We start from the raw sequence: 13,738 nt of genomic DNA on the forward strand, positions 1-13,738 counted from the left end.
GTCAGGATTTATCCTGGCCTTTGTTTTGCTCTCCGGGATTGAAATCCCGGTTTTTGGGATTGGTTGTGCCTGACGGCACTTTGCTTAGGGGATGTTAGTGCCGTCAGGCACGGTCATATTCTTGGGTCAGGATTTATCCTGGCCTTTTTTGGTTATCTTTTTGGGTCGGGATTTATTCTGGCCTTTTTGGGCTATCTTTTTGGCTCAGGATTTATCCTGGCCTTTGTTTTTCCCCCTTAGAACCAGCAATGATTTCTTTACTGACTAGCTTTCACACAACTAGCTTTCAAATTACCAGCTTTGCCTTTTGATATGTCAAAGCTACCTCAGGAAAAATGATAGTATGCCGTGTTGCAGTTGTCTGATAGTTTCAGCTTCCGAATATAAACTGCACACCCAAATGACGAATACTTACTCTCAAATGTACATTCAAACTGTGTTTGCTGTGAAATATCGGCGAGCAGTTATTCATCGGCAGTGGCGATCCGAACTTATGGCGGTAATCGGCAATTTGATCAACGAAACTGGCTGCAAGACGCTGATCGTGAATGGTGTTGAAGATCATGTCCATTGTTTCTTCACTCTAAAACCTTCAATTTCCGTTTCGGAAGCGATGAAGAATGTTAAGGCGAAATCCTCAAAATGGATTAATGATAAACATTTTCTTGACGACAGATTTGAATGGCAGCGAGGCTTTGGGACATTTTCATATAGCCAGTCACACATTGATAATGTCTTCAGATACATTCAAAATCAAGAACAGCATCATAGCAAAACCACATTCAGAAACGAGTATATTGAAATGCTTGTCAAGTACGGCATTGACTACGATGAACAATACATCTTTAAGGGATTGATTTAATGCTCTCTATGCGGCAGTGCTATCAACCCATCACTCCCTCACATAAACCTCCAAAATCTCCTGATCAATCCCTAGGCTGTCGATTTTCTCGATGCCGCTTTGGATGAGTGTGTCGCCTTTTAGGCGGAGTTTGAAGTGGAAATCACGGTTTTCCCAGTCGCGGTAGTTGCAGTATTGGAGATGCTCTGAGTAATCATCTCCTTTTAATGTGTAGGTCCCGCCGCCGGCGTCGAAAACGGCTGAGTCGCCTTTGCCCTGGTTGATATCGTGCTTCATGAAGGTAAAATGCGACTCGGTAAACATTTTAATCATTTCCTGGTTTTTGACCGGAAACGTGACCAGCGTGTCATTTTTGGTAATGACTTTGCTGGATGAGAGCGCCCAGGTGCCAATGATGGATGGAGAAGTTGATGATTCAGCGTCACTCGTTTTTTCGCCGCAGGCAGCACAAAATGTAAGCAAAGCAAGGATGTAAAATTTTGATTTCATTCAGGTTATAAGAATTTGAGTTGGATTTCGCTTTCAAGTTAATGGATTATTTCTTTAACTTTAAATACACTAAACTCAACATGTTATGAAAAGCTTGAAAAGTATCTCAATGGCAGTGGCGGTTTTGCTTTGCGCCTCATTCACAGTTTTGCATCACGGCTGGGCCGACTATGACCAAACCAAACCGCAGGATTTTAAAACGAAAATCGAAGAATCCATTTACGAAAACCCGCACGTGCTCGCGAAAGTGAAGTATAATAAGGAAATGTACACCGTGTTCCTCGCACCAACCAGCCGCATGACCGACCGCGGCCTAACTGCCGACATGATCCAAAAAGGCACTTCCGTAAGGCTCGTCGCTTATCCGCACAAGACGGAAAAAGGAGAGATGCGTGCCGAAAGGATCTTCGTTGACGGTAAGAAATTTGAACTCCGCTGATAGTGCTCGACTTTCTTGACTGGCTCGAAAAAACCTCCTGGGCAATAGGCATCCGACAATCCTTATGGCTGTATCCGGCATTGGAAATCGTCCATATAGTGGGAATCGTCATGCTAGTAGGACCCGCATTTATGTTCGATCTGAGGTTGCTGGGGTTTTCGAAAAATATTCCTTTCGCCAGTCTGGCCGAACATCTACTGCCTTGGTCGTGCAGGTCACTGCTTTTGATCATCCCATCCGGCGCATTGCTGTTTATAACCAATGCCAATGCGCTGGGTGTAGATCCAACTTTTTGGACCAAAATGAGCCTCATACTAGTTGGGGCTATAAATGTGTTCGTTTTTCACCGTTTCATATTTAAGTCAGGAGTAAATCCTGACGCTAAATTTCCGTATCAGGCTAAAATCACTGCCTGTGTTTCCATTGTAGTTTGGATCTCAGTTATTGCCTGTGGTCGCTTGCTCGCTTATTAATGTTAAAATTGGTGTATTACTAGTGTATTCCTGCCGATATTTACGATGTGGTCAATCAATTGATGAAAAGTAAAACACTATCTGTTTACACCCTCGCTATAAACCCTGATGAGCGCATTATTGAGCTGGTGAGGACGCTCAAAAAGCGGCTGGATGAGCATCTCGGCCGTAGATATAACAGCGTAAATTCCTTTGCGCATGTGACCTTGATATTATTTGTAGCCACCGAAGACGATTATCCCATTATTCTGGCTGAATTCAAACGGGTGCTGGCCGGCCTGGCGCCCTTGGAGATCGGGCTTTCGGGTTTCGGAGATTATTCTGACAGACCTGAATGTACTTTCTACATTAAGCCAGATGATGGATCTGTGGAGCAAATCTCGGAATATTGTAAAAGCATTGGCGCAAATTTCAATAAACTTACGAAGCAAAGATGCACCGATCGTTGGGATGTGGTAGGTCGTAAAAAGCCGCATATGACCATTGCGAGTGGCTTGACCCTCGAAGAAATAAAACAATCTCATGACTATTTCACCGAAACGTTTGCTGAGCACTTCACATGCAATTCATTCGTCATGCGCAAATTCAGTGAGGAAAAACGCCAATACGAGATCATCGACACCATTCCCTTGCTCGGCCATGAGTACATGGTAGGCCAGCAAATGCGATTGTTTTGATATAGAAATTGACAATTAATGTGAGATATGGGAGCAATACTCCCTATCCATGATGCCAGCCGCGGCGATTCGGTGTGGCCGGGGTGAGATATTAAAATGCGGGTTATTATCCGATCAATGTCCATAATGGGTATATTAGTCGCCGTTGATATAATGGATGTTGGATAAATTCTTTTGCTGGGATGTTTCATAAGGCTTTTCGCTGGTTACTTTTTATATCGTTTACCGCATTTTTTCAGAGTGCATTTTGTCAGTCGGTTTCGGTTCCCGGGAAGCCCTGGCTTTCAGAATATAATGTCTATAAAGAGTATAAAGGCATATATGTTGTCAAGAAGATAACGATTCCATGCCGCGCCTACGAAACTTTCCTGGTTGATAACAATGGTAAAAAGCTGACGGCGGCTTATCGAGATATTGGTGATTTTTCGGGTGATCTGGCCGAGTTTGTGCCGATGGAACTGGACGAGGAAAAGCTTGGCCGCCACGGTTTTATCAACAGGAGAGGTGAGGTTGTGATCCAGCCGGTTTATGTTTCGACCGATAAGTTTTACGAGGGAAAAACGTGGGTAATTTATCGCTCCGGAAAGCAATATGGCCTTTCTTACATTGATTCAACAGGAAAGGAAATTTACAAAGTCCCCATTCAATATTTCAGGAAAGACTTTCTGATCTCCGCTGCGAAAGTAGATATGGTTTGCAATCAGGACACACGGGAGGACATTCTCTGGTGGAAAGGCCGCAACTATTTTATTCTGAACTGGAATTTCAGTCCTTTTATTGAAAAGGAAGTGAAGAGTTCCAAGTACATTTATCACTTTTTATTTGAAGGTAAATACGGGATTATTAACAACAAAATGATCCTCCGTGTGCCTGTTTCGCTGGACGACATTGATCCGGAATATAAGTTTTCGGGCCAGGGAATGGAGCGGGTTAAATACGGCGATAAGTTTGGTTACATCAATGTTTTCACCGGCGAGCTCATCACGGATTTTTTATATACCGATACGCGTAAACCAACTTCCGGACTCTTTTGGGTTAAGAAAAATAATAAATGGGGCTGCATCGACAAAACTGGAAAAACGCGGATTCCATTCTTATATGACGAAGCAACCGGCTTCACCAATGAAGACCGCTCGGCAGTAGCGATCAATGGAAAGTTTGGTCATATAGACAAAAAGGGAAAAGTCAGAACGCCGCTCAAATACGATTTTGCTTCCTACTACAACCGCGGCATTTCTATGGTCCGCATCGATGACAAATACGGTTACATCGACATCAACAACCGCTACATCATCGAGCCCATCTACGACGAAGCGCTTCCATTCGATAAGGAAACAACCACCGTCGAACGACTATGGCTTAGGTTCGAACTTTCCATGAAAGGCGAAGAAAAGTTCATAGGCTTTTCCTACAAGCTGAATGCAATCTTCATCCTCATCGGCCTTGCATTGTTTATCTATGTCAACAGCTACATTTTCAAGCGCGTACAGCTGGCTCGGGCTCGTCAGAAGAAATAATTATATTCATTCACATATAAACATACTCAAATTTATTATTTTGTATGTTAATGCATATAGTTTAAAAAATTCGAATAACTTTATATGGAATAACATATAAAGTGTTGCCATGAGTCAACTTTCGCAATTTGTCAGAGAAAAAAGAAAACAAGCCAATCTTACACAGGAAGAATTTGCTGAACGGGCAGGTGTTGCTTTAACAGTGGTTCGTAAGATTGAGCAGGGTAAGGAAAACCTGAATCTCGAAAAGGTCAACCAAGTACTGAAGATGTTTGGGCACGTCCTGATTCCTGCAAATATGAAAGATCCATCGACTACAACCAATTTGCAATGAGAAGGGCTTCGATTTTTTATAAAGAACTGCTAGCCGGGATACTCACTGAAACGGATGACGGTGAGTATCTTTTTGCGTATGATCCAAGTTACATTGCAGCCTATCCGAAGCAATTTATCACGTTCACCATGCCAGTAAGCAACCAGACGTATAAAGACAACAGGCTTTTCCCGTTTTTTGAAGGACTTATACCAGAGGGATGGCTTTTGGATATTGCTTCTAAAAATTGGAAAATCAATCAAAATGATCGCATGGGTTTGCTTCTGGCTTGTTGCCACAACTGTATAGGAGCAGTAAGCGTTCAACCAATAACGGAGGATGGAGAATAGAAAATGTCTGTATTGTTACAAGTTAATGGAGGGTTCCGCAGAAGTGGATTTTCATTCGCATTGTAGCGTGGACTTTTTTGGAATGAAGCAAACTCCGCGTTTCGAATATTCTCTGGATCAGATGTCGGAGTTGGCAAAGAATGTAGTCGAGCGTAGCATTGCTGTTCCGGGTGTCCAGCCTAAGTTATCGCTCTCATTGGTAAACGATGCGTTGGGCAACCGAAGTAGCGGGCGGTTGACTGTTGTCGGGGCGTTAGGGGGGAACTATATCTTCAAGCCGCCTATGGAGCGATATCCTGAAATGACTCAAAATGAGCATGTAACAATGCGTATAGCCGAGGCTTTTGGTATTAAAACTGTAAAATCAAGCTTGATCCGGTTGCAATCCGGTGAGCTGGCATACATTACTAAAAGGATAGATCGAACTGAGAATGGTGAGAAGATCCATATGCTGGATATGTTTCAGATTCTGGAAGCTTTCGACAAATATAGAGGGTCCATGGAAAGAATTGGAAGGGCGCTGAGGTCACATTCGGCAAACACATTGTTAGATCAATTGTATTTCTTCGAACTCAGCATTTTCAGTTTTCTGACGGGGAATAACGATATGCATCTGAAAAATTTTTCGATGATCAATTCAGGAAATGATTGGTCGTTATCTCCTGCTTATGACTTGCTGAATGTAACAATTGTTAATCCGGATGACGCCGAGGAACTTGCCCTGACACTCGAAGGAAAGAGGCAGAAGTTTAAAAGAGAGCATTTCGATAGGTTAGGCAAAGGATTAGACTTGAATGCTAAGCAGATAGCAGGAGTGTTTCGCCGTTTCGAAAAAAATAAAACTATTGCATTACAATGGATCGATGACAGCTTTTTGTCCGACAAATTAAAAGCGGACTATAAAGCACTTCTCGAAGCGAGATATCAGCGTTTAATGAGCTGAAAATATTTTCCCTAACCCACCTTCAACCACCCAGTAACACTCATCCTTGGCTTATTAGTCAGCAGGACTTCGTGTTCCAGTTCGCTGCTTTTGAAGAAGACGCTTTTGCCGTTGGTGGGAGATATATCCTGTTCGTGATTGGCGTTGTGAATGCGTAGTTCGCCGCCGTCTGTCGCGGTCCAGTCGGTGTTCAGATACATGATCATTGAATATTGGCGGCTGGGATTGTTGCGGAACTGGTCGAAATGCTTTTTGTAAAAACTTCCCGTCTTGTAAAATGCGTAATGAAATTCGTATCCGGTGATGCCTGTGTAACAAGTGCGGTTCAAATGTTCCACAAACCCGTCCATAAGATCAAAAAAGTCGTTTTCGTGCGGATCGTTGTGTTTACGGTCGAGCCAGTAAATGCTGTCGCTGCGGTATAATTTGTTGTGGACAACCGCTGTGTCATTTCCTGTTCCGGCCGAAAGTAGCTGGTTGGTTTCCAGCAGCGATATGAGATTGGATTTGAGACTTGACGCAAGCGATTTGCTCAGAAAGTCTTCGGCTATGCCTACTTTGTTGTCGATGTAGCTGTCGATCAGTTCATTAAAGATGGTTTGCAAATGAGATTGATAACCGATCCGGCGGTTTCCGGGTCTTGTGAAGATAACGTTATTCGGTTGCATTATCACGCAAGCTCACTTTCCATAGAGCGCCTGGCAATTTTCACAGAAGTAACTTCTCCTCTTCGTTTTGCCCAGATATTCCTTATGAAACGGGATCAGGCAGCGTGGACACATTTTTTTTGTGTGCGCCAGTCAGTGTTTCTTTAACGTAAATTCTTTTTTCCAATGCAAAAAATCAAAACTATAACGGCTCGTTTCCGTAACCAATTCTTCAAGCTTGGCTTTTGGTAACATGCCGACAAGGGACAACGGGTGGACCTGAATGCGGAAAAGGACTTCGTTTTTTATAATGTTGCCGCTCCCGGAAAAAATATTCTGGTCTAACAGCGCATCGCAAGCGAGCATCTTAGGCGCAGCTTTCAGCTTGTCAATGGCCTGCTCCGGGCTCCATTGATCCGACATTATATCGCTGCTCCAATCATAGATCGCATCGGCCGGCTGATCCAGGATAGCCACGGAGCATGCGTAAAAATTCAGCTCAGCATCATCGAAAACCAGGGTTAGACGGGGAGGTGTTTTCTTGCGCTCGTTAATGAGATACGAACCAAAAAGCATGAAATGGATCCGCAATGTAAAATCCTCAAAACACACCAGAAAATGCTTTCCCCAGGATCTGAAAGCAAGCACTTTCTGGTCGGTTAATCGATCTGTATCGATCTTGGAATTGCCTTCTGCAAGTCGGATCACGGCATTTTCCAGATGCAGCGCGTCGACCGCTTCCCTCAAAATAACAATAGACGGTCCCTCAGGCATAATGTAATTTGTTAATGTTAAGCCCGATTGGCCTTATCAAACAATAATGCCAGTCGCACCGCGTTTGAGTAAGTCGAGCCTCAACTTCACTTTTAACCAAAACCAGTTTACAGCAATGGGAAAAGGTAAAGATCTGTTTGGATATTATAATGATCTCGCGAAAGCAAAGGGTCCACAAAGCGAGGAAAGCGAATATGCGGGTGTTCTTTTCCAGGCGCTTCTGATGGTGGGCGAACGCCGTGTATTCGAACTTTTGGAAGAGGCCGATGCAACAGGCAAAAAACTGCAACTGCAAGCCTCCGCAGTGCCGGCCGGAAAAGACGATTGTCCTGATTGCATTGTACTGGTTGACAAGGACTGACGTAGAAATTGGGTAAAAATCCGGGCTGCGTATAACGGGGCGCGGTTGCTGCTGAACGGGCGGCTGGTATGATTTTTAGTCTGAAAAAAGCAATTTAATGTTCCTGCACAGCTAGAATCATATGACCAAAAGTAAATTCTTTTCAACGCTATTAATAATTATGCTGCTATCGCTCCGGATCGCAGCGCAAGACACCACAAAGAAAGCCACCCGCTCAATTGCTATTCCCGACACGCTTTTATTTAGAATAGAGAAAGCGCAAGCAGTTATCACCCAGATCAATGCAGCCAATAAAAAGGGTTACGACAGTGATGTAATCAAAAAAGAACTTGTTGGCGTTAAGCGTAATGTAGACCAGATTCAAGCAGCAGTAGGCGTTGAAAGTGCCATTCCAAGCAGCAAGGATTTACAGAATTATAAACTGATGCTTACCGATGTGCAGCAGCGCACCGGCCAGTGGCGAAAAACCCTGAGTAAGCACAATGGCGACCTGCAATTACTGTCGGAACAGGTTATTCAATTCAGCCGTGATTCACTTTTGGACATACAGGCGGGTGATAGCACGCAAAAGAAACTTTACTCGGGGCAAATTGCTGATTTAAAATTGAAATTGCAGGAAGCGGGCAAGACCACAACGGCCAATCTGGACACGGTTAGCAGCCTACTTGCCGAAGTTTCGGAGGTTTTTTTTCGTGCTAATGATCTTGAAACCACGATCAATGACTATATCAAGGAATCCGGCCGAAACTTGCTGGGTAAGGAGTCCAGCTACATCTGGAAAGCGCCTCCGGGAAATGTAAACGGCAGCGTCAACGACATTATTAAAGTTTCCTATACGGGTCAAAATAAGATCCTGCGCTATTTTTTGCAGTCGACCTGGGACAATCGCGTGCTGCTCTTTCTGTTTTGCATTGGGTTTTTTGCCTGGATCTTTGTCAATTTTCGCCTGGCAGCATCTGCCGCCATCGGTAGGGAAATTGGGCAATTGGATTTTAAATACATTAATCCAAAGCCGATACTGGCCACCTTCATCATCCTTTTCAACATTACCCCCCTATTTGAACCGCGGTCGCCATCGATTTACATTGAGCTGAACCAGTTTTTGCTTTTGATCACGATGACCATCTTCTTTATGAAGAGGCTTTCCGGGCAGCAGCTGGTCTGGTGGTTTTCCGTGCTCATTATTTACGTGCTCACCATTATCAGCAACATCATTGTAGGGGAATCTTTCCTGTCGAGGCTTGCCTTGATGTCACTTAATTTGGGTTCTATTGCATTCGGAGTATGGTTTTTCAGGAAATTGCGGGAGGTGAAAATGGAGGAAAAATTCATCAAGCCGGTCCTGATCATCTACATTGTTTTAAACATTCTCGCAGTGATCCTTAATACGCTGGGACGCATTTCATTAGCTAAAAATTTCAACATAACTGCAATCAGCGGACTCATTCAGGTGCTGAGCCTGGGCATTTTTGTGCACATTGTTTTGGAGGCGCTGGATCTGCATATGAAGGTTAGCGTGGCGTCGAAAAGGCTGTTTTCTCGTGTCAACATCGAGAAAAGCCGTGTGACATTTACGAAAATAATGTCGTTCATTTCGGTGCTTTTGTGGATTCTGGTTTTCTGCATTAACCTCAACATCATTGAGCCGATATTCGGATTTTTGCTGGATATCCTTGAAAAAGAACGCACGTTCGGCTCTGTCACATTTACTTTGGAAAATGTGCTTTTCTTCTCCGTCATCATCTGGCTGGCAAACAAATTTCAAAAACATATCGACCTGCTGTTTTCAGGACCGGATGTCAATTTTACTGCTGATTCTGTGCATAAGGGTTCCAAACTCGCGCTTGTCAGGCTGATCATCATTGTAGTTGGCTTCCTGGTGGCCATCACTGTCTCAGGCGTTCCGCTCAGCAAGATCACCGTTTTGCTGGGAGCGTTGGGTGTGGGTATCGGGCTTGGAATGCAGAACATTGTCAACAACTTCGTATCCGGGATTATCCTGATTTTTGAAAAACCTTTTACAATCGGAGATTATATTGAGCTGGCCGACAAGAAGGGAAAGGTGCTCGACATCGGGATCCGTTCCAGCCGGATGCTTACTCCGCAAGGTTCAAAAGTGATTATTCCAAACGGTGATCTGCTATCGGGAAGGCTGGTCAATTATACGACGAGCGATGCGCGTTTGAAATCTGAAATCACCTTCAAAGTCAGCACCGACGCGGATCTGGAAAAAGTCAAGAAAATAATCAATGACATTGTTGACAATGCAGAAGGCGTTGTCAGGAAAGCACCCCGGCAAGTCCTGTTCAACGCCATTACAGGCGATAGCATTGAGCTCAAAATCCTGGTTTGGCTGAATAGCGTTTATTCAGAAACGACTTATAAAAGCTATGTGTTAGAGCAAATCCTGATTCGTTTCAAAGCCAGTGAGATCAAGGTAATGTAGATTCCAGATTGATAGGGACACCATTATGGAATTTTAAATGCATTTTTAAGTTCAGAACTGAACATTAAAAAGATAACATATGAGTGAACGTGCATTTTCGTGGGAGTTGTTTAACAAAGCGCCTCTGGTAGGCATTATCCGTAATATTTCGCCCGAAGATGTGCAAAGAATCCTGCCCATTTACAAGGAAGCCGGATTGACGACCATTGAAATTACTATGAACACGCCGGGTGCTGCTGAAATGATCAGGCTAGCACTGGAAACCGAAGGCGAAGGGCTTAATATCGGTGCAGGAACGGTCTGTACCAAAGATGATCTGGAAATAGCCTTGGAAGCTGGCACCCAGTTTATTGTAACACCGATTATCAATAAAAAAGTAATCAAATCCTGCGTGAAAAAGAAGGTGCCCATTTTCCCGGGTGCATTCACGCCGACAGAGATTTACAATGCCTGGACACTGGGCGCATCGATGGTAAAGATCTATCCCGCAACCTCACTGGGTCCGGAATATATCAAAGATTTGAAGGCTCCCATGAACCAACTGAAACTACTTCCAACGGGTGGCATTGGTCTGGAAAATATGAGCGCTTTCCTGAAAGCCGGTGCCAATGGGCTCGGGGTAGGCGGGCAGCTATTTGATAAAAAAATGATTTTGGAAAAGGACTGGGAAGGCCTTAAAGAGCATTTTCGCCAGTTTTACAGCAAGCTTGGATCGTAATATTGAAGCGCTGCGAATTGGATTTAATGTTTTTGATAAATCAGAAATAACAAAGGCCGCTTGCAAATTGCAGCGGCCTTTGTCTCATCATTTAAAATTATGAATGTCGCCTATTTCAGGCCACGGCCTGTTTTATGCTGCAATTCATCGATTCTTTTTGAAGCTTCTGCCTTGCTTAATGTTTCAACAAATTCCTCACCGGCTTCGTCAGAAAGCGTCTTCAAATAGGATTGCTGCGCACCGGTCATCGGTTCGTCTCCCGTAGTCCACTCATTAGGATCTTTGACAGTGTTAGACCCTTTGATTTGATCGTTTTCGTCCGGTTCGTTTTTATTTATATCAGCCATTGTTATATCAGTTTTTTCAATTGATATAAAAAAACTGAGCCAGATGTTCAAGTTTTGAATATTGGGTTTAATGTTGCCGATCAGGATAGTGAGCTGCGATTATTACTGGACAAAATTTACAGAGTGACCGCCCTTCTGGGCATCATGGTTCCTGTGACATTCCTGCTGGATTTGTTGATGGCAATGAAAAGCCTGAACAACGAGCGCGAAACAAAGCCGGTGATTTTAAGGGAAGCTCTGAAAGTAGCGGCTATCATTAGCATTTTGTTCTTTGGAATGAGTTTCGTTGGTGAAAGTTATCCTCGAAAACCCGATTTGGTATCAGTTATCCTGCTTGGGGTAATTGATCATCCAGCCAATGCCGAATTTGTCATGAAAACTGCCGAAGTAGTCGCCCCAGAATGTATCTTCCATTGCCATTTCAATTTCACCGCCCTCAGAAAGCCCTGCAAACAGACGGTCCGCTTCGTCGCGGCCATCGGTGAATACGGAAATGTAAGCGTAGTTGCCAGTAACCAGTTTATGCCCCATAGACGGAACAATGTCCGAGGCCATTAGCACGTCATCTTTACCAATAGGAAGTGAAATGTGCATCAACCGTCCTTTTTCATTTTCAGCAAGTCGCTCGGCGCCGGGCATATCCGACATGCGGTGAACCGCCAGAAATTCGCCTCCGAAAACGGATTTGTAAAAGTTGAAGGCCTCTTCGGATTTACCGTCGAAGTTGAGATAGGTGTTTAGCTTTGCCATGACGAATAAGTTTAAGTTGGATAAGGTGGATTGAAACTCAAATCAATAAGCCAAAATTAGGGTGTTGACACTAACCGCATCATCCGCAATGAGGACAATCACAGGGGGAGGTTGGGACAATTGCGCAAGAAAGCTTATATTACCATAAACGAACCCTTTTCTATGGCTTGGCATATGCACTCCGGCCTTTGGATTACACGGTAACGCCCAACGAACTGATCATCCGACCATCATTCGATACAGTTGTCAACCGGCAACGTATTGTCTTAGACGGTAATGATTAATATATTTGTTCTACAAGCAGTGAAAGAATATGGAAGAAGGACAGACAGTTCACCTCGCTGATGATGACGAGGACGATAGAATGCTGATTAAGGACGCTTTACAGGAAGCCAACCCCAATCTGACGGTTATCGAAGCAGAAAATGGTAAGGAATTAATTGAGAATGTAAAAGATGCAGGCGACATCTCCGGGACAGTCGTGCTGGTGGATATGAATATGCCCAAAATGAATGGCATTGAGGCTATTCAGGAAATCAGGGCGGAGCCCGGGCTGGAAAAATTACCCGCTGTAATGATGTCCACGTCAAGTAATCCCGAACTGAAAAAGAAGGCGCTGGCCGCCGGAGCAGACGATTTTATTGTAAAACCCAACACATTCAAAGCATTGCTTGACATTACAAAAAGCATCCTCGCCCGTTTCCTGGGAAAGAGGTGATATTTATTTTGATACATTATTTTGCCAATCTCAAATCCTTTTATTTCAAACCACAACGATTCTTTTAAAATAAGGACTTTTTGACAAAAAATATTAACTTTGTAATTCAAAGTACTTTTTAAATTTTGATTTAAGTGAATACGAGATGGAATGGTTTGTGAAAGAAGATTCTGTTGTGCGTGAGATCTGGGGAAATGCGGATACGATCCTTTTCATTTTTGCCGGAGCCTCCGCCGAATTTGCCGTCAATAAGTCTGTGGATTGGCTGTATTTCACTGGAAAACTCCCCGCAGATCCGCTGGGGAGGCTGTTCTCAACTGTTACTTATGCCCGCCGCATTGTATTTTCAGAATATCAGGCAGCATTGCAGGCCATTGACCAGATCACAGCTATTCATCAAAAAGTGGAAAATGAGCGCGGCGCAAAAATTCCGGACTGGGCATACCGCGACGTGCTGTTTATGCTGATCGACTATTCGATACGCTCATTTGAACTCCTGGAAAGGAAACTTACCGGGGAAGAGAAGGCCGAGGTGTTTGAGGTCTTTCACAATGTCGGTTCGAGAATGGGCATCGGTGGCTTGCCGGCTACTTATGAAGCTTGGCTGGCCATGAGACAAAAGCAGCTTAATGAGAATTTTGTCAAGAGCGCGTTTTCTGTTGATTTATATAAACAATACAAAAAGCATCTTGGCTTGCCGCGTTATGTAATGCTCAAAGAAGTGCAGGTTCAGCTTGTTCCTCAGCGCATTAGCCGGCTGCTTTCCCTGGGAAACTGGTCCGCTTTGCAAGTAATTCTTCCGGCTTACAAAATGGCCCGCAGCTTTAAGCTCCACCAGTTTGTTAAAAATTTAATTCTGCCTGCAAAGTACCAGATGGAAATAGCTGGGCTGGATGCGGGCACGCATTGAAAGG

At 43.9% G+C, this 13,738-nt stretch carries 18 protein-coding genes; 13 read left to right on the forward strand and 5 right to left on the reverse strand.

All coding sequences use genetic code 11. The features are described 5' to 3' along the window. Positions 1 to 400 precede the first annotated feature (400 nt). Positions 401 to 862 (forward strand): IS200/IS605 family transposase, encoded by a 462-nt coding sequence (tnpA, locus tag L0659_RS05640; protein WP_235124730.1) that lies wholly within the window; start codon positions 401 to 403, stop codon positions 860 to 862. Positions 863 to 892: 30 nt separating this feature from the next. Here tnpA and L0659_RS05645 read toward each other — a convergent pair whose 3' ends face one another. Then, positions 893 to 1,351 (reverse strand): hypothetical protein, encoded by a 459-nt coding sequence (locus L0659_RS05645; protein WP_235124731.1) that lies wholly within the window; start codon positions 1,349 to 1,351, stop codon positions 893 to 895. Positions 1,352 to 1,436: 85 nt separating this feature from the next. Here L0659_RS05645 and L0659_RS05650 point away from each other — a divergent pair, with 85 nt between their 5' ends. The 7 genes from L0659_RS05650 to L0659_RS05680 all read left to right on the forward strand — a co-directional run bounded on the left by L0659_RS05650 (position 1,437) and on the right by L0659_RS05680 (position 6,063). Beyond that, positions 1,437 to 1,790 (forward strand): DUF6152 family protein, encoded by a 354-nt coding sequence (locus tag L0659_RS05650; RefSeq protein ID WP_235124732.1) that lies wholly within the window; start codon positions 1,437 to 1,439, stop codon positions 1,788 to 1,790. Positions 1,791 to 1,792: 2 nt separating this feature from the next. Next, a complete protein-coding gene (locus L0659_RS05655) occupies positions 1,793 to 2,263 on the forward strand; it encodes a DUF6644 family protein (protein ID WP_235124733.1) in 471 nt (156 codons plus the stop codon). Positions 2,264 to 2,325: 62 nt separating this feature from the next. After that, positions 2,326 to 2,940: a 2'-5' RNA ligase family protein gene (locus L0659_RS05660; RefSeq protein ID WP_235124734.1), complete on the forward strand. Its 615-nt coding sequence runs from the start codon at positions 2,326 to 2,328 to the stop codon at positions 2,938 to 2,940. 182 nt (positions 2,941 to 3,122) lie between these two features. After that, positions 3,123 to 4,457: a WG repeat-containing protein gene (locus L0659_RS05665; RefSeq protein WP_235124735.1), complete on the forward strand. Its 1,335-nt coding sequence runs from the start codon at positions 3,123 to 3,125 to the stop codon at positions 4,455 to 4,457. 109 nt (positions 4,458 to 4,566) lie between these two features. Next, positions 4,567 to 4,791 (forward strand): type II toxin-antitoxin system Y4mF family antitoxin, encoded by a 225-nt coding sequence (locus tag L0659_RS05670; RefSeq protein ID WP_235124736.1) that lies wholly within the window; start codon positions 4,567 to 4,569, stop codon positions 4,789 to 4,791. After that, positions 4,788 to 5,120, forward strand: coding sequence for a HipA N-terminal domain-containing protein (locus L0659_RS05675; protein ID WP_235124738.1), 333 nt, complete (start codon positions 4,788 to 4,790; stop codon positions 5,118 to 5,120). Before L0659_RS05670 ends, L0659_RS05675 begins: the two co-directional genes overlap by 4 nt. Next, complete coding sequence (locus L0659_RS05680) at positions 5,110 to 6,063, forward strand: HipA domain-containing protein (protein ID WP_235124739.1); 954 nt, start codon at positions 5,110 to 5,112, stop codon at positions 6,061 to 6,063. Before L0659_RS05675 ends, L0659_RS05680 begins: the two co-directional genes overlap by 11 nt. Positions 6,064 to 6,074: 11 nt before the next feature. On the opposite strand, the gene L0659_RS05685 is transcribed toward L0659_RS05680, so the two are convergent. Together L0659_RS05685 and L0659_RS05690 are read right to left on the reverse strand one after the other, a co-directional pair. Continuing rightward, positions 6,075 to 6,731, reverse strand: coding sequence for a 2OG-Fe(II) oxygenase (locus L0659_RS05685; protein ID WP_235124741.1), 657 nt, complete (start codon positions 6,729 to 6,731; stop codon positions 6,075 to 6,077). Positions 6,732 to 6,863: 132 nt separating this feature from the next. Beyond that, on the reverse strand, positions 6,864 to 7,484 hold the full coding sequence (locus L0659_RS05690; RefSeq protein WP_235124742.1) for a DNA-formamidopyrimidine glycosylase family protein: 621 nt from the start codon (positions 7,482 to 7,484) through the stop codon (positions 6,864 to 6,866). A gap of 46 nt (positions 7,485 to 7,530) precedes the next feature. Here L0659_RS05690 and L0659_RS05695 point away from each other — a divergent pair, with 46 nt between their 5' ends. The 3 genes from L0659_RS05695 (at position 7,531) to L0659_RS05705 (ending at position 11,009) form a co-directional block, all read left to right on the forward strand. Then, a complete protein-coding gene (locus L0659_RS05695) occupies positions 7,531 to 7,845 on the forward strand; it encodes a hypothetical protein (RefSeq protein ID WP_235124743.1) in 315 nt (104 codons plus the stop codon). A 160-nt stretch (positions 7,846 to 8,005) separates the two neighbouring features. Beyond that, positions 8,006 to 10,291, forward strand: coding sequence for a mechanosensitive ion channel family protein (locus L0659_RS05700; RefSeq protein WP_235124744.1), 2,286 nt, complete (start codon positions 8,006 to 8,008; stop codon positions 10,289 to 10,291). 79 nt (positions 10,292 to 10,370) lie between these two features. Continuing rightward, positions 10,371 to 11,009, forward strand: coding sequence for a bifunctional 4-hydroxy-2-oxoglutarate aldolase/2-dehydro-3-deoxy-phosphogluconate aldolase (locus L0659_RS05705; protein ID WP_235124745.1), 639 nt, complete (start codon positions 10,371 to 10,373; stop codon positions 11,007 to 11,009). A gap of 110 nt (positions 11,010 to 11,119) precedes the next feature. Here L0659_RS05705 and L0659_RS05710 read toward each other — a convergent pair whose 3' ends face one another. Next, the gene (locus L0659_RS05710; RefSeq protein ID WP_235124746.1) at positions 11,120 to 11,356 is read right to left on the reverse strand and encodes a DUF3072 domain-containing protein; all 237 of its coding nucleotides are present in this window, start codon (positions 11,354 to 11,356) and stop codon (positions 11,120 to 11,122) included. Positions 11,357 to 11,677: 321 nt separating this feature from the next. Continuing rightward, complete coding sequence (locus tag L0659_RS05715) at positions 11,678 to 12,106, reverse strand: VOC family protein (protein WP_235124748.1); 429 nt, start codon at positions 12,104 to 12,106, stop codon at positions 11,678 to 11,680. 313 nt (positions 12,107 to 12,419) lie between these two features. On the opposite strand from L0659_RS05715, the gene L0659_RS05720 reads away from it, so the two are divergent. Next, positions 12,420 to 12,824, forward strand: coding sequence for a response regulator (locus L0659_RS05720; protein WP_235124749.1), 405 nt, complete (start codon positions 12,420 to 12,422; stop codon positions 12,822 to 12,824). Between the two features lie 145 nt (positions 12,825 to 12,969). Beyond that, the gene (locus L0659_RS05725) at positions 12,970 to 13,734 is read left to right on the forward strand and encodes an oxygenase MpaB family protein (RefSeq protein ID WP_235124750.1); all 765 of its coding nucleotides are present in this window, start codon (positions 12,970 to 12,972) and stop codon (positions 13,732 to 13,734) included. Positions 13,735 to 13,738: the final 4 nt, after the last annotated feature.

It is taken from the genome of Dyadobacter sp. CY347, from assembly GCF_021502655.1.
GTDB lineage: Bacteria > Bacteroidota > Bacteroidia > Cytophagales > Spirosomataceae > Dyadobacter.